The sequence below is a fragment of the Kitasatospora sp. NPDC057940 genome (assembly GCF_042887425.1).
In the GTDB taxonomy this organism is placed as follows: Bacteria; Actinomycetota; Actinomycetes; order Streptomycetales; family Streptomycetaceae; genus Kitasatospora.
Genome location: NZ_JBHVPH010000010.1, coordinates 30,324 through 48,383, shown reverse-complemented (window position 1 = coordinate 48,383; position 18,060 = coordinate 30,324). Strand labels below are relative to the sequence as shown.

The following is an 18,060-nucleotide window of genomic DNA, read 5'->3' as shown; positions in this document are numbered from 1 at the left end:
ATTCCTCAGCACCCCTCAGCACCCTCCAGGACCGTCCCGCACCCTCCTGTATCGGAGCGTCATGCTGCTCACCCCCCTTCCGTTGGCCGACCCCGGCAGTCCCGATCTCTCCTCACCCCTGGCCTTCCTGCGCTGGCTCCAGCGCGGCCAGCGGCGCGGACAGGTGCTCGCCACCTGCTGGGCGCTGCTGGAGATGGGCGGTCAGGCGGCGCTGCCGATACCGCTCGGGTGGGGCGTGCAGGCCGCCGTCGACGGCGAGGCCGCCGGGATCTGGCGGGCCGGCGCCCTCGCGGTGGCGCTCGCCGTGCTGTCCGCGCTCGGCTCCGTGCTGCTGCACCGCCAGGCGGTCTGGAACTGGATCCACGCGGCGTGCCACGTGCGGCAGCTGGTGGCCCGGCAGGCTTCGGACCTGGGCGCCGGGCTGTCCTGCCGGATCGCCACCGGCGAGGTCGTCGCGGTCGGCAGCGGGGACGTCGAGCGGATCGGCTGGTACGTCGAACTCGTCGCCCGGGTCCGGGCCGCGGTGATCGTCTGGCTGGCCGTCAGCTCGGCCGTGCTGGTCGTCGAACCGGTGCTCGGGGTCGGGGTGCTGCTCGGTGTCCCGGTGCTGGCGGCCGCCGTCTGGCCGCTGATCGGGCCGTTCGAGCGGCGGTACGAGCAGCAGCGCACGCTCGGCGGCAAGGCCACCGAGCTGGCCGCCGACACGGTGGCGGGGCTGCGGGTGCTGCGCGGCATCGGCGGCGAGGAGCTGTTCCTCGACCGGTACCGGGCCGCCTCCCAGAAGGTCCGGGCCGCGGCCGTCCGATCGGCCCGGCTCTGGTCGCTGATGCAGGCCCAACAGGTCCTGTTGCCGGGCCTGTTCGTGATCGGGGTGACGTGGTACGGCGCCCGGCAGGCGGCCGCGGGCGAACTCGCCGTCGGCACCCTGATCGCCGTGTACGGAGCCACCGCCTTCCTCGCGGCGCCGCTGCGGATCCTGGGCGAGGCCGCGCACGCCTGGAGCGTCGCCCGGGTCTCCTCCGGGCGCGCCGTCCGGGTGCTCTCGCTCAGCCGCACCAGCGGTGTGGCCGAGGCCTCGCTGAAGAAGCCGGGGAACGCCGACCTGTTCGACCCGGCGACCGGGCTGACCGCGCGGGCCGGGGAGCTGACCGCGGTCGTCTGCGGGGACCCGGACTTCGCCGGGGCGCTCGCCGGGCGGCTCGGCGGGCACGTCCCGGCCGCCGACGACGAGCCGGAGCAGCCCTCCGTCCGGCTCGGCGGGACGGAGCTGGACGCGGTGCCGCTGGCCGAGGCCAGGGCGGCGGTGCTGGTCCACGACAAGGAGCCGGTGCTGCTCTCCGGCACCCTGGCCGGGCTGTTCGACATCCCGTCCTCGGGGCGGGTCTCGGTGGCCGAGGCGCTGGCCGCCGCCCGGTCCGACGACGTGCTGGAGGCCCTGGTGGACGGCTCACCGGAGTGCGAGGGCGACGCGATGCTCGCCCGGATCACCGAGCGCGGGCGCTCGCTGTCCGGCGGGCAGCGCCAGCGGCTCGCCCTGGCCCGCGCGCTGCTGGCCGACCCGCCGGTCCTCGTCCTGGACGAGCCGACCAGCGCGGTGGACGCCCACACCGAGTCCAGGATCGCCACCGGACTGCGGGACACCCGGGCGGGGCGCACCACCGTGATCTTCGCGACCAGCCCGCTGCTGCTCGACCAGGCGGACCGGGTGGTGCTGCTGCGCGACGGCCGGGCGGCCGTGGCCGGGCGGCACCGCGACCTGATGCGGACCGAGCCGGCCTACCGGGCCGTGGTCACCCGCGAGGAGCAGCCGGAACCGGTGGGGGAGCCGGTATGAGCGGCCGCGTGGGCACCCGCGCCGTCCGTCCCGCCCGACCCGCCGCCTACCCGAGGAGCACGTCATGAAGCCCCCCGTCCATGAGGAGCAGGGGCCGGCCACCACCCTGCCGGTCGGCTCACCGGCCGCCGTGCGCGCCTACCTGCGCCTGCTCGCCCGGCGCCACCGCGGCGGGTTCTCCGCGGTGGTGGGGCTGCACTCGGTGGCCACCGTGGCCGGGCTGGTCGGCCCCTGGGTGCTCGGCAGCCTGGTCGAGTCGCTGGCCACCGGCACCGCCGAGGCCACCATCGCGGTCGCGGTCGGCTGGTACCTGCTGGCGCTGGTGGTGCAGTCCGCCTTCACCGGCTGGTCCCGGATGCGCGGTGCCGTCCTCGGCGAGCGGGTGCTGGCCGACCTGCGCGAGGACTTCCTGGTCCGCTCGGTCGCGCTGCCCACCGGCGTGCTGGAGCGGGCCGGCACCGGGGACCTGGTCTCCCGGGGCACCACGGACATCGACCGGCTGGACAAGTCGGTGCGCGAGGCCGTGCCCGAACTCGCCGTCGCCATCGTGTCGTTGCTGCTGGTGATCGGTGCCCTGCTGGTCACCTCGCCGCTGCTCGCGCTCACCTCGCTGGTCGGCCTGCCGCTGCTGCTGGTCAGCTCCCGCTGGTACTTCAAGCGCGCGCCGCAGTCCTACCGCAACGAGTCGGCCGGGTACGCCGCGGTGAACACCGTGCTGGCCGAGACGGTGGACGCCGGGCGGACGGTGGAGACGCTGCGCCTGGGCGACCAGCGGATCGCCCTGACGGACCGCAAGCTGGGCGAGTGGCTGGCCTGGGAGCGCTACACCCTGTGGCTGCGCTCGGTCTGGTTCCCGACCATCGACGCGTTCTACTCCTCGGCGGTGCTGGCCACCCTGCTGCTCGGCGGGCTGTTCACCCTCAAGGGTTGGATCACCGTCGGTGAGTTGACCACGGGAGTGCTGTACGCGCAGATGCTGACCGGTCCGGTCGACCTGATCCTGCGGTGGTACGACGAACTGCAGATCGGCCAGGCCTCGCTGGCCCGGCTGGTCGGCGTCCGCGAGGTGCCGGAGCACGAGGGCGACGAGTCCAGTCACCCGGACGGCCGCCGGGTCGAGGCCCGGGACGTCCGGTTCGGCTACCGGGAGGGCGCCGACGTCCTGCACGGCATCAGCCTGGACGTCGCGCCGGGCAGCCGGGTCGCGCTGGTCGGGCCGTCCGGGGCGGGCAAGTCCACGCTGGGGCGGCTGCTGGCCGGGATCTACGCCCCCGGGCGCGGCAGCGTGACGCTCGGCGGGGCGGCGCTGGCGCGGATGCCGGCCGAGCGGGTGCGGGCGGAGGTCGCCCTGGTGAACCAGGAGCACCACGTCTTCGTCGGCACCCTGCGGGACAACCTGCGGCTGGCCGCGCCGGGGGCCGAGGACACCGAACTGCGCTCCGCGCTGGACGCGGTGGACGCCGGCGGCTGGGTGGACGCGCTGCCGCACGGCCTCGACACCGAGGTCGGCTCCGGCGGCACCGTGCTGACCCCACCACAGGCCCAGCAGCTGGCGCTGGCCCGGCTGGTGCTGGCCGATCCGCACACCCTGGTGCTGGACGAGGCCACCTCGCTGCTGGACCCGCGTGCCGCCCGGCACCTGGAGCGCTCGCTCGCCCGGGTGCTGGAGGGCCGCACGGTCATCGCCATCGCCCACCGGCTGCACACCGCGCACGACGCGGACGTGATCGCGGTGGTCGAGGGCGGTCGGATCAGCGAGTACGGCAGCCACCCGGAGCTGGTCGCGGCCGGCGGCCCGTACGCGGCGCTCTGGCGCTCCTGGCGGGACGAGCGGTAGCGGGCCGGCGCCGTCTGACTCGCACGGCGCCGTCTGACCCGCACGGAGCTGTCGAACCCGCACAGCGCCGTTGACTCTTACGGCACTTCAAACCCGCACGGGGCCGGATTACCCCGTGCGGGTTACTCCCTCGTCCATCAGGGCGCGTAACCGGGCAAATCGGAGCCCCGGCCCGCAGACTGCTCCGGTGACCAAGATTTCGGACGGCTCGTCCGGCTCCAAACGCAGCGAGATCGCTGGGATCCCCACCCGGTACATCGGGATCGTCGTCATCGTCGTCCTCGCCGTGTGGTTCCTGTTCGCGAACCTCGACAGGGTGAAGATCCAGTTCTGGGTGTTCACCGTCACCGCGCCGCTCTGGATCGCACTGCTCGCCACGCTGCTCGCCGGCGGCGCGCTGGGCTGGCTGCTGAAGGGGCGTCGCGGCCGGTGACCAGCGCTCCCGGGCCGGCCCAGCCGGGGCCCTCGGCCTTCACGCCGCTGATCGAGGTGCGCGGCGTCAACAAGCACTTCGGGGACCTGCACGTCCTCCAGGACATCGAGCTGACCGTGGGCCGCGGCGAGGTCGTCGTGGTCATCGGACCGTCCGGCTCCGGCAAGTCGACGCTCTGCCGGGCGATCAACCGCCTGGAGCCGATCGAGGACGGCACCATCCTGATCGACGGCGAGCCGCTGCCCGAGGAGGGCAAGGGGCTGGCCCGGCTGCGCGCCGAGGTCGGCATGGTGTTCCAGTCCTTCAACCTGTTCGCGCACAAGACCGTGCTGCAGAACGTCTCGCTCGCGCAGATCAAGGTCCGCGGCCGGCCCCGGGCGGAGGCGGACGCCAAGTCCCGCGCCCTGCTGGAGCGGGTCGGGCTGGAGGCGCACGCCGAGAAGTACCCGGCCCAGCTCTCCGGCGGCCAGCAGCAGCGGGTGGCGATCGCCCGGGCGCTGGCGATGGATCCGAAGGCACTGCTGTTCGACGAGCCGACCTCGGCGCTCGACCCCGAGATGATCAACGAGGTGCTGGACGTCATGCGCCAGCTCGCCCGCGAGGGCATGACGATGGTCGTGGTCACCCACGAGATGGGCTTCGCCCGGGCCTCCGCCAACCGGGTGGTCTTCATGGCCGACGGCCGGATCGTCGAGGACCGCGCCCCGGAGGACTTCTTCAGCGCTCCGGAGAGCGAGCGCGCCCGGGACTTCCTGTCCAAGATCCTGAAGCACTGAGGCGGCGCCCGTGACGAGGAAGACCACGCCCGCCGCCCGGAGCCGGACGGTGCTCGCCGCCGTCCTGCTGCTCGCCGTGCTGGCCGCCGGCTGCGGCAAGCCCGGCACCCCGCCGCCCAAGGGCCCGCAGGCGAGCGCGCTGCCCAGCTACCAGGTGCGCGACGCCGCCTCCATCACCGGCTCGCCGACCCTGGACGCCGCCCGGAGCCGGGGCCACCTGGTGGTCGGCGCCAAGGAGGACCAGCCGTACCTGGGCGAGAAGAACCCGGCCACCGGCGTCTACTCCGGCTTCGACATCGAGATCGCCAAGATGGTCGGCGCCTACCTCGGCTTCCCGCCGGACCGGATCGAGTTCAAGACCATCGCCTCGGCCAACCGCGAGACCGCGCTGCAGAACGGCCAGGTGGACTTCTACGTCGGCACCTACACCATCAACGACAACCGGAAGAAGCTGGTCGGCTTCGCCGGGCCGTACTTCGTCGCCGGGCAGTCGCTGCTGGTGCGCAGGAACGACAACACCATCCACGGCCCGCAGGACCTGGACGGCAAGAAGGTCTGCTCGGCGGCCGGCTCGACCCCGTACCAGCGCATCCAGTCGCAGTACCCGAAGGCGAAGCTGATCGGCTACGACACCTACTCGGCCTGCGTGGACAACCTGATCACCGGCCAGGTGGACGCCGTCACCACGGACAACGCGATCCTGCTGGGCTACGCGGCCAAGGTGCCGGACGAGCTCAAGGTGGTCGGCCCGCTGTTCTCCCAGGAGCCGTACGGGATCGGCACCCCGAAGAACGACACCGTGCTGCGCCTGGCCCTGGACGACGCGCTGGCGCAGAACGAGCAGAACGGCGACTGGAAGAAGGCCTACGACGCGACCCTGGGCCTGTCCGGGGAGCCGGCGCCGACACCGCCGCCGATCGACCGGTACTGAGAGGGCCGCGCCGTGAAAACGCTGACCGACAACTGGTCGACCTACTGGGACGGCTTCCTCGGCACGCTCTCGCTGTTCGCGGTGAGCGCCGTGCTGTCGCTGGTGCTGGGGGTGATGATCGCGGGTTTCCGGGTCTCGCCGGTCCGGCCGCTGCGGGTGTTCGGGACGGCCTGGGTGACGCTGCTGCGCAACACGCCGCTGACCCTGCTGTTCTTCATCGTGGTGCTGGGCCTGCCGCGCTTCAACATCACGCTGCCGTTCTTCGTCTTCGCGGTGGCCGCGCTCGGCTGCTACACCTCGGCCTTCGTCTGCGAGGCGATGCGCTCGGGCATCAACACCGTGCCGGCGGGGCAGGGGGAGGCGGCGCGCAGCCTGGGCATGAGCTTCGGGCAGACGATGAGCGTGGTGGTGCTGCCGCAGGCGTACCGGTCGGTGGTCGCGCCGATCGGCAGCGTGATGATCGCGCTGGCGAAGAACACGGCGATCGCCGGCTCGTTCAGCGTCACCGAACTGCTCGGCACCTACCGGACGATCAACGAGCTGGGCTACAGCATCGTCTGGACCTTCGTCTGGATCGCCGTCGGCTACCTGATCATCACCCTGGCCGTCAGCGCCGTCTTCAACCTGCTGGAACGACGAGTGGCGGTGTCCCGATGACCGTTGGATCCTCGGCGCTGTACGACATCCCCGGTCCGAAGGCGCTCGCCCGCCACCGGCTGTACGGCGGGATCGCGCTGCTGCTGATCGCGGCGCTGATCGGCTGGATCGTCTACATGCTGTTCCACACCCACCAGTTCACGTACCAGAAGTGGATGCCCTTCGAGTACCGGGGCGTCCAGGACCTGCTGCTGAGCGGGCTCGGCAACACCCTCAGGGCCTTCGGCTGGACGGTGCTGTTCGCGCTGCCCTTCGGCGCGCTGTTCGCGGCCGGGCGGCTGTCCGACCACAGGGTGGTGCGGGTGCTCTCCACGGTGGTGGTGGAGTTCTTCCGGGCCATGCCGCTGCTGGTGATGATCTTCTTCGTCTTCGTCGCGCTCAAGGTGCAGCCGCTGTGGGCGCTGGTGGCCGGGCTGGTGCTGTACAACGGCTCGGTGCTGGCCGAGGTCTTCCGGGCCGGCGTGCTCGCGGTGCCCAAGGGGCAGCGCGAGGCGGCCTACGCGCTCGGCCTGCGCAAGACCCAGGTGATGACGTACGTGCTGGTGCCGCAGGCCAACCGGGCCATGCTGCCGGCCATCATCAGCCAGCTGGTGGTCGCGCTCAAGGACACCTCGCTGGGCTTCCTGATCACCTACGAGGAGTTCCTGCACGCGGGCAAGCTGATCGCCACCAACCTCGACTACGACCTGCCGTTCATCCCGGTGGTGATCGTGATCGCGCCGATCTACATCGGCATGTGCCTGCTGCTCTCCTGGCTCGCCCGCTGGGTCGAGCGCCGCAGCCGGCGCAGCCCGAGCATGCGGGGCGGGGCACCGGTGGTCAAGGCCGGGGTGGCGATGGGGCTGCCGCCGTCCGCGCAGCAGTGAGGGGCCTGGTTCGGTCCTGAACCATAGGTGCGGGTGGGGATAGGGCGGGCATCTCCAATTTCCTCTTATGATTGCGGAGGTTCGACGACGACGACCGGGGGAGGGCCATGGAGCCGGTATTCGACTCGCGGCACATCAGGACGTTCCACGAGGTCGTCAGAGCGGGCTCCTACTCGGCCGCCGCCCGTGAGCTCGGCTACACCCAGCCCGCCATCACCCAGCAGATGAAGGCGCTCGAACGCACCGTCGGCGTCGCGCTGTTCACCCGGGCCGGGCGCGGGCTGCGGCTCACCGAGGCGGGCGAGGCGCTCTCCCGGCACGCCGAACTGATCCTCGGCAGCCTCTCCGCCGCCCAGCAGCAGCTCGCCGCGCTCGCCCGGCTGCGGGCCGGGCGGGTGCGGGTCTGCGCCTTCCCCAGTGCCAACGCCACCCTGATACCCGAGGCGATGGCCCGGCTGCTCGCCGAACACCCCGGTGTGCGGGTCGAGCTGCTGGAGGCCGAACCTCCGGACTCCGTCCAGCGACTGCTGCGCGGGGAGTGCGACATCGCGCTGGCCTTCCGCTATCCCGGCAGCGCGACCGAGGTGCCCGACGGGCTGGACGAGATCCCGCTGATGGAGGACCTGCTCACCGTGCTGCTGCCGGTCGGGCACCCGCTCGGCCGCCGGCACGCCGTCCGGCTCGCCGACCTCGACGGCGAGCGCTGGATCGCCGGGTGCCCGCGCTGCCGGGCCAACCTGCTGAACGTCTGCGCGGAGGAGGGCTTCGCGCCGGACATCGTGTTCTCCACGGACGACAACCTCGCGGTGCAGAGCCTCGTCGCCGCCGGGGTCGGGATCGCGCTGATGCCCGCGCTGGTGCTCTCCTTCATGTGCCACCGCAAGGTCACCGGGCGGGCCGTCGAACCGCACCTGCGCCGGCAGGTGAGCGCGTACGTGCTGCGCGAGCACCGGCGGATCCCGGCCACCGGGCTGGTGCTGGACCACCTGCGGCGGGCGGCGGCGAGCCGGATCGGGTGCTGAGTGGTGCCTCCGGTGGGTGCTCGCCGGGGCGATTCATAAGCTGAGGTTGGGGGGAAGCTTAAGAACCCTCGTTGGACGTGATAGGTCGGTGCAGCCGAACCTGCTGGCATGACACCCCCAGCCACGGTCGGCAGCGACCGGCTCACCGAGCGGATGACCGCCCTGATCGGCGAGATCCGTGCCGTCGTGGACCGCGGACTGCCCCCGGAACTCACCGCCTACCTGGTCGGTGAACGCCTCGCCCCGCACCTGCACGCAGACCCCGACGGGCCCGACGCGCTGCTCACCCCCGCCCAGCGCGAGGGCGACCCGGAGCGCTACCGCCAGCACGTCCTGCACGCCGAGGAGGACGGCGGCTTCTCCGTCGTCGCCCTGGTCTGGCTGCCCGGCCAGCAGACCCCGATCCACGACCACGTCTCCTGGTGCGTGGCCGGCGTCCACCAGGGCCAGGAGAGCGAGACCCGCTACCGGCTGGTCTCCGACGGCCGCACCGCCCACCTCGTCGAGACCGAGCACGTCGCCGGCCCGGCCGGCACCGTCGCCGCCTTCGCCCCGCCCGGTGACATCCACCTGGTGCGCAACGCCTGCAACAGCACCGCCATCTCCATCCACGTCTACGGCGCGGACGTCTCCCGGCTCGGCACCAGCATCCGGCGCGTCTACCGGCTGCCCGCCGACCAGCAGCAGTGAGGGCGGCGTGGCACTGACCCTCCGGGAGCGCGCCGCGCGCACCCGCTCACTGCCCCCGCTCGGCGGGGACGCCCCCGGCCTGCTGCTCGCGGCGGCCGGGGTGGCCGCCGCGATCGCCGTCCACGCGGCCGTGCCCGCCGTGCCCAAGCTCACCGCGGCCGTGGTGCTCGGCATGGCGGCGGCCCACCTGCCCGGGCTGCGCCCGGTGGTGCGCGGGGTGGCCCGGCCGGGGCTGTCCATGGCCGGCAAGCGGCTGATGCGGCTCGGGATCGTCCTGCTCGGGCTCAAGCTCAGCCTGGACGACGTGCTCGGCCTCGGCTGGGCCACCGTCGCCATGGTGCTCGCGGTGGTCGCGGCCACCTTCACCGGCACGCTCTGGCTCGGCCGGCGGCTCGGCCTGCCGGGCGACCAGCCGCTGCTGGTCGCCACCGGGTACTCGATCTGCGGAGCCTCGGCGATCGGCGCGGTCAGCCAGGCGGCCGGCAGCGAGGAGGAGGACGTCGCCGCCTCGGTGGCCCTGGTCACCCTGTGCGGGACGCTGGCCATCGCCGTGCTGCCGCTGCTCCAGCAGCCGTTCGGGCTGGGCGACGTGGAGTTCGGGCGGTGGGTCGGCGCGAGCGTGCACGACGTCGGGCAGGTGGTCGCCACCGCGCAGACCGGCGGGGCGGGCGCGTTGCGGGAGGCCGTCCTGGTCAAGCTGATGCGCGTGGTGCTGCTGGCGCCGCTGGTCGCCGGGATGGCCGTCGCGGTGCGGCGCCGGGCGCGCCGGGCCGGGGAGGCCGTCGCCGGGGCCGGCCAGGAGTCGGGGGAAGACCCCGCGAAGAACCCGGCCAAGACCGGCAGCCGCCCGCCGATCGTCCCGCTGTTCGTGGCGGGGTTCCTCGCGATGATCGTGCTGCGGACCACCGGGGTGCTTCCGGAGCGGGCGCTCACCCTCGCCGGGGACGCCCAGGAACTGCTGCTGGCCGCCGCGCTGTTCGGCCTCGGCAGCGCCGTGCACCTGCCGACCATGGTCCGCACCGGCGGGCGGCTCGCCCTGCTCGGGCTCGGCTCCTGGGTGGTCGTCGCGGGCGTCTCCTACGCCGGGGTGCTGGTCACGACGTGACGGGCGCGGGGGCGGACTCGGCTATTGTCGGGCGGGTACTCGTCCGCCGGGACGCTCCTGCACCCGAGTCCGCTGAGGAAGCCGCATGTCCACCGCACTGCCCGAACGGGACGCTCACGAGGCCGTCGTCACGCTCGACCGGCGGGACGGCCCGTTCGGCGAGGTGGTACTGCGCCGGCGGGGCCGGCACTTCGAGATCATCGCCAACGGCTGCTTCCTGATGGACACCGCCGACGGCCGCTCCGAACGCCTGCTGATCCAGGCGGCGCTGGACGAACTGGACCGCACCGGCGCCCCCGTGGAGCCCTCGGTGCTGATCGGAGGCCTCGGCGTCGGCTTCTCGCTGGCGTACGCGGCGGCCGAGCCGCGCTGGGGGCGGATCGCCATCGTCGAGCGCGAGACCGCCATCATCGACTGGCACCGGAGCGGGCCGCTCGGCGCCTTCTCCGACGGCGCGCTGGAGGACCGGCGGGTCCAGGTCCTCCACACCGACCTGCTGGAGTACCTGGCGGCGGCCGACGGCGAGCGCTACGACGCGCTGTGCCTCGACATCGACAACGGCCCGGACTGGACCGTCACCGACTCCAACGCCGGGCTGTACGGCGCCGACGGGCTCGCGGTGCTCTGGCACCGGCTGCAGCCGGGCGGGGTGCTGGCGGTGTGGAGCGCGCAGCCCTCCGCGGACTTCGAGGAGGCGCTGCGGGCGGCGGGCTTCTCCGACGTCGTCACGCACGAGATCCCGGTCAGCCGCGGCGTGCCGGACGTGGTCCACCTGGCCCGGCGCGCGGGCTGACGGCGTAGGGCCCCCAACCTTCCTTCCGCGTCCGGCAGTTGTCCGCAGCTGCGGTCAACTGCCGGACTCCGGCGTCGCGTTGTCGCGGCCTCCGACGGCTGGACCTTGGTGGAGGGGGCAGTTGTCGGGGCTCAGCCGAACGGCCTGGTCTCCGGGCCCGAAGCCTCCGCCGCGTCGGTCTCCGTCGCTTCGTCGGCGGTGGACGGGAGGCTTTCCGGGGCGAAGGGGTTGAAGTCCGGCGGGGGCACCATGACCGGCGTGCCCTTCCGCGGGGCGTCCTGCGCGGGAGCGGCCTGCGGGGGAACGGTCGGCGGTGCGGAGGGCGGCGGCGGGACGGCCGGGCCCTGCGCCGCGAGCGTGGTGCCGAACGGGTCCGAATGGTCGGCCGTCACCGTGCCGAACGGGTCGGTGGCCGGGGCGGCCGCTGCCGGGGACGTGGCCGGGGTGGACGGGAGGCTTTCCGGGGCGAAGGGGTTGAAGTCCGGCGGGGGCACCATGACCGGCGTGCCCTTCCGCCCGGCCGGCGCCGCCTGCGGCTCGGCGTCGGCCGGGGAGGCCTCCGCGACAGGCGCGAACGGGTTGAAGTCCTCGGGCGGGAGCTGCGCCGGCACCTCTTCCGGCTCCTCCTCGACGGGAGCGGGAGCGGCGGCGGGCGTGGCGGGCACGGCGACGGGCGCGCGCACGGCGCCGGCCACCTCGCCGTCCCAGCCGAACTGAACGCTCTTCAGCAGCTCCGCGAACGCCTGCGTGTACAGGTCCCAGTCCTCCGGCTGCGCCGTGGACAGCTGGACGCAGAGCACGGTGCCGCCGTCCGGCAGCGGGACGAAGGCCTCGACCGCCGAGGTGACCACCCAGCGCCGCTGCCCGTCGGCGGACAGCGGCCCCGGCACCGGGACGGTCCGTCCCTCGACCAGGACGGCGGCCGGCCCGGCCGGCAGCAGGACCGTCCACACCTCGGCGTGCCGCCGGACGGTGGCGAGCTCGGTGGCGAGCGCGGTGATCGGCAGCGGGTGCCGGGCGAGCGAGACGACCAGGGCGGCGTCGGAGGCCCGGCCGTCCACGTCCAGCGCGCAGACGCCCGCGTAGACCGTGCCGGCGTCGTGGACCAGGTCGGCGAGGGTGGCGGAGACGACCGCGAAGTCGCGGCGCTGCTCCGGACCGTCACCGCTGAACAGCTCCTCGGCGACCTCGGCCAGATGCCCGGTCAGTTCCTCGGCGGCCGCGGCGGTGGCCCGGTCGACGCCGTCCGCCCCGCCCTCCGGCACGGGCACCGTACGGGAGCAGACCCCGGCCGGACCACCGGGGGAGGTCAGCGGGTGGAAGCCGGGCGGGACCACCAGTCGGACCTCGGCGCCCGCGCCGGTGGCCAGTTCGACCGGCTGGCGGGTCTGCTGCCCGGCGGCCAGCGCGGCCAGTGCCGGGGCGAACGGCGGGCGCAGCTTGGGGTCGGCGAACTCGCCGGTGACCGGCAGTTGGAACAGTGCGGCCGAGGTGGTGCCCCGGTCGGCGATCGCGCCGCGCACCGCCCCGCCGCCGTAGCGGGTGTGGAGGGCGGCGGTCACCCGGTCGGCGACCCGGGCTCCGGTACCGGGGCGGGCCGTGCCGGCGGTGAGCACCGTGCCGAGCCGGTCCACGGCCGCGTGCACCGGGCCGTTCGGGGCCAGCGGGAGGCCGAACAGCGCCTCGGCGGCGGGGTGTTCGGCCGGGCGCAGGGCGCTGAGCGAGGCCGCCGGATGGCGGGAGGTGCGCTCGTCGAAGAGGGCGTCGGTGAGCGTGCCGAGGGTCGCGCAGACCTGCTCCGCCGCTGCGAAGGGATTGGCCTCCGCGCTGAACTGGACGTCCTGGGTCAACTGTTGAGCCCCCCGCTCTGCTGCGTCTGCGGTCCGCTGGTCCGGGTGGGTCCGCACGCGCCGTGGTGGCGTGCCGTCGGATCCGTGCTCATTCCTATCAGAGCCCGCTGTCGGGACCGAACCGGCGGATCACCCGATGGGAGCCGCGGCCGTTTCGCCCGTGGCCTGCGGGGACGTTTCGCCGGACGGTGCGGTGGCGAGCGCGGTGACCGCCTCGGTGATCCCGGGGACGGCGAACAGTCCGGCGAGCTCCCGCACCAGGCGCCCGGTCGGGCCGTCAGGACGCTCGTCCGCGAAGAACGAGGCGAGTTCGGCGGCGAGCGCCGGCTCCCGGGCGGCGGTGAGGGTGAGGGAGGCGACGAACTCCTGCACCAGGTGCAGCTGCAGGTCCTCCAGCGGCACCGAGCGTTCGGCCAGCCACTCCAGCGAGGTGATCTCGGCGTTGGCGATCCAGGCCCGGACGGTCAGCCGCAGCCCGGGGCTCGGCGCGGGGATCGCCAGGTGGGAGAGGATCTGGTCGTGGGCGGCCCGCCGCACCTCGTCGATCACCGCCGAGGTGCCCGCGCTGGCCGCCACCGAGCCGCCGCGCAGCAGCGCCGCGAAGCCGGGCCCGTGGCTCTGCACGAAGTCCAGGTAGCGGCCCATCACCCGGTACAGCCGCTCGGACAGCGGCCCGTCGGCGGCCTCCTCGAAGCGCGCCGAGAGCTCCCGCCCGGCCCGCCGCAGCGACTCCTCGTACAGCGCCTGCTTGCCGGGGAAGTAGTGGTACACCAGCGGCCGGGAGGCTCCCGCGGCGGCGGCGATGTCGTCGATCGACACCTCCTCCGGCGGGCGGCGGCTGAACAGCTCCAGCGCGACGGCGATCAGCTGTTCGCGCCGCTCGTCCACGCTGAGCCTGCGGCGCGGCCGCTCACCGGCAGCCGCCCGGGCCGGCGCCCGGCCCGGCGTCTGGCCCGCCGCCCGGGCCGGTGCCTGCTCCGGGGCGGGGGTCCGTGCAGCGCGGGCGGCCGTCGGCGACGGCGTACGGGAGGCCATGCGCGCCACCCTATCCGCCGTCCGGGGCGGGGCCTATGCGGCGTGGAGGCCCAGGTAACGGCGGTAGGCCTCGCGGCCGTCGGGGACGAAGTCGTCGCGGGCGAGGCGGTCGGCGAGCTCGGCGGGGGTGAGCCAGGCGTGCCAGGCGACCTCGGACTCCTGCGGCTGGACCGGGCCGTCCCACTCGGCCTCGTACATGTCGCTCCACCAGGAGAGCCCCTCCTGTCGGAAGAGGAACTTGAAGAGCGGACGCGGGGTGATCCCGTGCACGCCGAGCTCCTCCTCGGCCTCGCGGACGGCGGCCTCGGCGTACGTCTCGCCGGAGCCGACCACGCCGCCGACGAACATGTCGTACGCGCCGGGGGCGAACAGCTTGGTGTCGGTGCGGCGGTGGACGAAGATCCGCCCGGCCGGGTCGCGGACCAGGATGAAGACGCACCGGTGGGTGAGCCCCTGCCGGTACACCTCCCCGCGCAGCGCCGTCCCGATCACCTGGTCGTGCTCGTCGACGACGTCCAGCAGTTCTTCGGCAGGGTTGGTCATGAAGGACAGGTTAGGGTTTCGGGGCCCGCTTCGAACGCTTTTCGAGTGCGATCCGAGCTCGATTCGCGCGTGATTCGTGCACGATCGGAAGCGGGCGGGAAAGCAGGAATCGGACAGGCTGAGGGCGGCGCGCGATGGTGGAGATCTGGGGCGAGACGGCTGAGGGGTTCGAGCCCGTACGGGAGGCCTTCGCGCGGAACTTCCACGAGTACGGCGAACTGGGCGCGGCCTTCGCGCTGTACGTGCGCGGCCGCAAGGTGGTCGACCTGTGGGGCGGTGACGCCCGGCCCGAGGTCGGCGGGCGGCCCGCGCCGGCGGTGCCCTGGACGGCGGACACCGCCCAGGTGCTGCGCTCGGTCACCAAGGGCCTGACCGCGAGCACCGCGCTGCTGCTGGCCGAGCGCGGCCTGCTCGACCTGGACGCCCCGGTGGCCTCCTACTGGCCCGAGTTCGCGCAGGCCGGCAAGGGCGGGGTGCCGGTGCGCTGGCTGCTGTCGCACCAGGCCGGGGTGCCCGCGCTGGACGTGCCGCTGCGGCTGGAGGACGTGCTGACCTGGGAGCGCGCGGCGGCCGCGGTGGCCGCGCAGGCGCCCGCCTGGGAGCCGGGCACCGCGCACGGCTACCACCCGTACACCTTCGGCTGGCTGGTCGGCGAGGTGGTGCGGCGGGTGAGCGGGCGCACGATCGGCCAGTACTTCGCCGAGGAGATCGCCCGGCCGCTCGGGCTGGACCTGTGGATCGGGCTGCCGGCCGGGGCCGCGCCGAGGGTCGGCCGGCTGGTCGACCTGCCCGCCCCGGAGGCGGCCCGGACCGGGCCGAGCGGGCTGCGACTGCGGCCCAAGCAGTCCGTCCGGGACGCCTACCAGGACCCGGGCTCGCTGACCGCGCGGTCCTTCGCCTCGGTGCGCCCCGGGGTGGACCTCAACGACCCGGCGGTGCAGGCCGCCGAGATCCCCGGCGCGGGGGGCATCGGCACCGCCCGCTCGCTGGCCCGGTTCTACGCGGCGCTGATCGGCGCCGCCGACCGCCCGGACGGCTCCGGCGCGCTGCTGCCGCCGCTGCTCGGGCCCGGGGTGCTGACCCGCGCGGCCGGGCCCGAGGTGAGCGGGCCGGACCGGGTGCTGATCGTCAACTCCACCTTCGGCCTGGGCTTCTGGCGGCACGGCCCGACCGCGCCGATGGCCTCCCCGGCGAGCTTCGGCCACCCCGGCCGGGGCGGCTCGCTGGGCTTCGCCGACCCGGAGCTCGGGTTGGGCTTCGGCTACGTCACCAACGGCATGCAGCCGGGTGTCACCGGCGACATCCGCTCGCGCAACCTGATCCGTGCGGTGCGGGGGTGCCTGGGGCTGTCCGGGTAGTGCCGGGCGCGGCCCCGGGCCGTCAGGCCTGGCCGGTCTCGAAGCGGGTGATCTTCGGGCCGGTCAGGGTGAAGCGCCAGGCGGTGCGCATCTCGCCCCAGGTGTCGTTGGTGAAGTTGGCGATCAGCGCGCGGCCGCCGTCCGATTCGGTCTGGACGTCCATCCGGCCGCGGACGGTGAAGATCTCCTTGTCGATCCACTGGTCCAGGTCGCGGTCGGAGCCGTCGTCGGACATGGTCGCGTCCGGGGTGAGGGTGGCCAGGAAGGCGTCGCGGTCGCCCGAGTTGACCGCGGCGACGAAGGCGCGCACGGTGGGGTCGGAGAGCTTGGCGGGGGAGATGGTCATAGGGACTCCCGGGGGTGAGGGACGGGGAGTCCTGTTTACGACGTTCGCCGGGTGTGTTCGGGCATGTCGGCGGCGCGTCGAGAAAATCGCGCATTCATCTGCTTAGATCCCGAAATGGGCGTTTTGCCCTACGGAGGGTTGCGCAGCGTGGACGTCCCGACGGGCGTTCGCGCTGCGGCCACGGGGAGTGGCGGCGGAGCGGGAGGCCGGGACCGGCCTCCCGCTCCGTGTTTCGTGGAGGCCGCGGCCTAGAAGAGGCCGACCGCGTCCGGGGAGTAGCTGACCAGCAGGTTCTTGGTCTGCTGGTAGTGCTCCAGCAGCGCCTTGTGGTTCTCCCGGCCGATGCCGGAGTTCTTGTAGCCGCCGAAGGCCGCGTGGGCGGGGTAGGCGTGGAAGCAGTTGGTCCACACCCGGCCGGCCTGGATGGCGCGCCCGGCGCGGTGGGCGGTGTTGAGGTCGCGGGTCCAGACGCCCGCGCCGAGCCCGTACTGGGTGTCGTTGGCGAGGGTGATCGCCTCGGCGAAGTCCTCGAAGCGGGTGACCGAGACGACCGGGCCGAAGATCTCCTCCTGGAAGACCCGCATGCTGTTGACGCCCTCGAACACCGTCGGCGTCACGTAGTACCCGCCGGCCAGGGCGCCGCCGAGGTCGGCCCGCTCGCCGCCGGCCAGCAGCTTGGCGCCCTCGGCCTGGCCGATCTCGAAGTAGGAGAGGATCTTCTTCAGCTGTTCGACGCTGGCCTGCGCGCCGACCTGGGTCTCGGTGTCCAGCGGGTCGCCCTGGCGCATCGCGCGCACCCGCTCCAGGCCGTCGGCGAGCAGCCGCTCGTAGACCGAGGACTGGATCAGCGCCCGGCTGGGACAGGTGCACACCTCGCCCTGGTTGAGGGCGAACATCGCGAAGCCCTCGACCGCCTTGTCGTAGAAGGCGTCCGAGGCGGCGGCGACGTCCGCGAAGAACAGGTTGGGGCTCTTGCCGCCGAGTTCCAGCGAGACCGGGATCAGGTTGTCGCTGGCGTAGCGGGCGATCAGCCGGCCGGTGGTGGTCTCGCCGGTGAAGGCGATCTTGCGGATGCGGTTGCTGGAGGCCAGCGGGGCGCCGGCCTCCTCGCCGAAGCCGGTGACGATGTTGACCACGCCGGGCGGCAGCAGGTCGGCGGTCAGCTCGGCCCACAGCAGCACCGAGGCCGGGGTCTGCTCGGCGGGCTTGAGCACCACCGCGTTGCCGGCCGCGAGCGCCGGGGCGAGCTTCCAGACGGCCATCAGGATCGGGAAGTTCCACGGGATGATCTGGCCGACCACGCCCAGCGGCTCGTGGAAGTGGTACGCCACGGTGTCCTCGTCCAGCTGGGACAGGCCGCCCTCCTGGGCGCGCAGCGCGCCCGCGAAGTAGCGCAGGTGGTCGACCGCGAGCGGGAGGTCGGCGGCCAGCGTCTCGCGCACCGGCTTGCCGTTCTCCCAGCTCTCCGCGACGGCCAGCCGTTCCAGGTTCTCCTCCATCCGGTCGGCGATCCGCAGCAGCACCTGGGCCCGCTCGGCGGGCGGGGTGCGGCCCCAGCCGGGGGCGGCGGCGTGGGCCGCGTCCAGCGCGGCCTCGATGTCCTCGGCGGTGCCGCGGGCGACTTCGGTGAACACCTCGCCGGTGACCGGGGTCGGGTCGCCGAAGTACTCGCCGCGCACCGGCGGGGTCCAGCCGCCGCCGATCCAGTGCTCGTACCGGGAGCGGTAGGCGACGATGCTGCCGGGCGTGCCGGGGGGCTGGTAGACCGTCATGCTCTGCTGTCTCCTCGCGACGTCGGGCGTCGCCCGGACCGGGCGGCGCGGGCGGCGCGCCGGGCCGCGCCCGGCGCGGGGCGGCCCGGCGGGAGGGTGCGGACACGCAATTCGGGGCGGACGCCCGCCGGGGCGTCCGCCGTCGAGCACGATAGCCGCCCGGCGCCCGGCGCGGCTACGGTCCGTGCGCCCGGTCCGTACGGAGGGTGCGC

17 protein-coding genes are annotated in these 18,060 nt (G+C 73.9%); 12 read left to right on the top strand and 5 right to left on the bottom strand.

Annotated elements, in window-relative coordinates:
• The first annotated feature begins 61 nt into the window (after positions 1-61).
• The 11 genes from ACFVTF_RS17815 to ACFVTF_RS17765 all read left to right on the top strand — a co-directional run bounded on the left by ACFVTF_RS17815 (position 62) and on the right by ACFVTF_RS17765 (position 10,944).
• A complete protein-coding gene (locus tag ACFVTF_RS17815) occupies positions 62-1,834 on the top strand; it encodes an ABC transporter transmembrane domain-containing protein (RefSeq protein ID WP_387814463.1) in 1,773 nt (590 codons plus the stop codon).
• Between the two features lie 64 nt (positions 1,835-1,898).
• Positions 1,899-3,671 (top strand): ABC transporter ATP-binding protein, encoded by a 1,773-nt coding sequence (locus ACFVTF_RS17810; RefSeq protein WP_371520999.1) that lies wholly within the window; start codon positions 1,899-1,901, stop codon positions 3,669-3,671.
• 187 nt (positions 3,672-3,858) lie between these two features.
• Positions 3,859-4,104 (top strand): LapA family protein, encoded by a 246-nt coding sequence (locus tag ACFVTF_RS17805; RefSeq protein ID WP_371521002.1) that lies wholly within the window; start codon positions 3,859-3,861, stop codon positions 4,102-4,104.
• 47 nt (positions 4,105-4,151) lie between these two features.
• Entirely contained in the window at positions 4,152-4,880 is a 729-nt protein-coding gene (locus ACFVTF_RS17800; RefSeq protein WP_387814683.1) for an amino acid ABC transporter ATP-binding protein, read from the top strand.
• A gap of 10 nt (positions 4,881-4,890) precedes the next feature.
• A complete protein-coding gene (locus ACFVTF_RS17795; protein WP_363585877.1) occupies positions 4,891-5,811 on the top strand; it encodes a glutamate ABC transporter substrate-binding protein in 921 nt (306 codons plus the stop codon).
• A gap of 12 nt (positions 5,812-5,823) precedes the next feature.
• A complete protein-coding gene (locus ACFVTF_RS17790) occupies positions 5,824-6,468 on the top strand; it encodes an amino acid ABC transporter permease (protein ID WP_371521007.1) in 645 nt (214 codons plus the stop codon).
• Complete coding sequence (locus tag ACFVTF_RS17785; protein WP_387814460.1) at positions 6,465-7,334, top strand: amino acid ABC transporter permease; 870 nt, start codon at positions 6,465-6,467, stop codon at positions 7,332-7,334. Before ACFVTF_RS17790 ends, ACFVTF_RS17785 begins: the two co-directional genes overlap by 4 nt.
• A 107-nt stretch (positions 7,335-7,441) precedes the next feature.
• Positions 7,442-8,356, top strand: a complete 915-nt coding sequence (locus ACFVTF_RS17780) for a LysR family transcriptional regulator (RefSeq protein ID WP_350875585.1) — start codon at positions 7,442-7,444, stop codon at positions 8,354-8,356.
• 108 nt (positions 8,357-8,464) lie between these two features.
• On the top strand, positions 8,465-9,046 hold the full coding sequence (locus ACFVTF_RS17775; RefSeq protein WP_371521013.1) for a cysteine dioxygenase: 582 nt from the start codon (positions 8,465-8,467) through the stop codon (positions 9,044-9,046).
• Positions 9,047-9,059: 13 nt separating this feature from the next.
• Positions 9,060-10,151: a YeiH family protein gene (locus ACFVTF_RS17770; protein ID WP_387814681.1), complete on the top strand. Its 1,092-nt coding sequence runs from the start codon at positions 9,060-9,062 to the stop codon at positions 10,149-10,151.
• An 85-nt stretch (positions 10,152-10,236) separates the two neighbouring features.
• Positions 10,237-10,944 (top strand): spermidine synthase, encoded by a 708-nt coding sequence (locus tag ACFVTF_RS17765; RefSeq protein WP_387814458.1) that lies wholly within the window; start codon positions 10,237-10,239, stop codon positions 10,942-10,944.
• Between the two features lie 131 nt (positions 10,945-11,075).
• Here the strand turns inward: ACFVTF_RS17765 and ACFVTF_RS17760 are convergent, their stop codons facing one another.
• The 3 genes from ACFVTF_RS17760 to ACFVTF_RS17750 all read right to left on the bottom strand — a co-directional run bounded on the left by ACFVTF_RS17760 (position 11,076) and on the right by ACFVTF_RS17750 (position 14,372).
• Positions 11,076-12,794 carry a hypothetical protein gene (locus tag ACFVTF_RS17760; RefSeq protein ID WP_387814456.1) on the bottom strand — a complete coding sequence of 573 codons (1,719 nt, stop codon included), beginning with the start codon at positions 12,792-12,794 and terminating at the stop codon, positions 11,076-11,078.
• Between the two features lie 129 nt (positions 12,795-12,923).
• Positions 12,924-13,829, bottom strand: a complete 906-nt coding sequence (locus tag ACFVTF_RS17755; RefSeq protein WP_387814454.1) for a TetR/AcrR family transcriptional regulator — start codon at positions 13,827-13,829, stop codon at positions 12,924-12,926.
• A 33-nt stretch (positions 13,830-13,862) separates the two neighbouring features.
• The gene (locus tag ACFVTF_RS17750) at positions 13,863-14,372 is read right to left on the bottom strand and encodes an NUDIX hydrolase (protein WP_387814452.1); all 510 of its coding nucleotides are present in this window, start codon (positions 14,370-14,372) and stop codon (positions 13,863-13,865) included.
• 134 nt (positions 14,373-14,506) lie between these two features.
• Here ACFVTF_RS17750 and ACFVTF_RS17745 point away from each other — a divergent pair, with 134 nt between their 5' ends.
• On the top strand, positions 14,507-15,730 hold the full coding sequence (locus tag ACFVTF_RS17745; protein WP_387814450.1) for a serine hydrolase domain-containing protein: 1,224 nt from the start codon (positions 14,507-14,509) through the stop codon (positions 15,728-15,730).
• A gap of 22 nt (positions 15,731-15,752) precedes the next feature.
• Here ACFVTF_RS17745 and ACFVTF_RS17740 read toward each other — a convergent pair whose 3' ends face one another.
• Positions 15,753-16,076 carry a nuclear transport factor 2 family protein gene (locus ACFVTF_RS17740; protein WP_371521030.1) on the bottom strand — a complete coding sequence of 108 codons (324 nt, stop codon included), beginning with the start codon at positions 16,074-16,076 and terminating at the stop codon, positions 15,753-15,755.
• 248 nt (positions 16,077-16,324) lie between these two features.
• Positions 16,325-17,848, bottom strand: a complete 1,524-nt coding sequence (locus ACFVTF_RS17735) for an aldehyde dehydrogenase family protein (protein WP_371521033.1) — start codon at positions 17,846-17,848, stop codon at positions 16,325-16,327.
• Positions 17,849-18,060 lie beyond the last annotated feature (212 nt).

Bases quoted from the DNA above. Each gene is read 5' to 3' on its own strand.
- ACFVTF_RS17780 (WP_350875585.1), top strand. From the start codon at position 7,442: ATGGAGCCGGTATTCGACTCGCGGCACATCAGGACGTTCCACGAGGTC.
- ACFVTF_RS17815 (WP_387814463.1), top strand. From the start codon at position 62: ATGCTGCTCACCCCCCTTCCGTTGGCCGACCCCGGCAGTCCCGATCTC.
- ACFVTF_RS17810 (WP_371520999.1), top strand. From the start codon at position 1,899: ATGAAGCCCCCCGTCCATGAGGAGCAGGGGCCGGCCACCACCCTGCCG.
- ACFVTF_RS17735 (WP_371521033.1), bottom strand. From the start codon at position 17,848: ATGACGGTCTACCAGCCCCCCGGCACGCCCGGCAGCATCGTCGCCTAC.
- ACFVTF_RS17755 (WP_387814454.1), bottom strand. From the start codon at position 13,829: ATGGCCTCCCGTACGCCGTCGCCGACGGCCGCCCGCGCTGCACGGACC.
- ACFVTF_RS17785 (WP_387814460.1), top strand. From the start codon at position 6,465: ATGACCGTTGGATCCTCGGCGCTGTACGACATCCCCGGTCCGAAGGCG.
- ACFVTF_RS17765 (WP_387814458.1), top strand. From the start codon at position 10,237: ATGTCCACCGCACTGCCCGAACGGGACGCTCACGAGGCCGTCGTCACG.
- ACFVTF_RS17775 (WP_371521013.1), top strand. From the start codon at position 8,465: ATGACACCCCCAGCCACGGTCGGCAGCGACCGGCTCACCGAGCGGATG.
- ACFVTF_RS17740 (WP_371521030.1), bottom strand. From the start codon at position 16,076: ATGACCATCTCCCCCGCCAAGCTCTCCGACCCCACCGTGCGCGCCTTC.
- ACFVTF_RS17745 (WP_387814450.1), top strand. From the start codon at position 14,507: ATGGTGGAGATCTGGGGCGAGACGGCTGAGGGGTTCGAGCCCGTACGG.
- ACFVTF_RS17750 (WP_387814452.1), bottom strand. From the start codon at position 14,372: ATGACCAACCCTGCCGAAGAACTGCTGGACGTCGTCGACGAGCACGAC.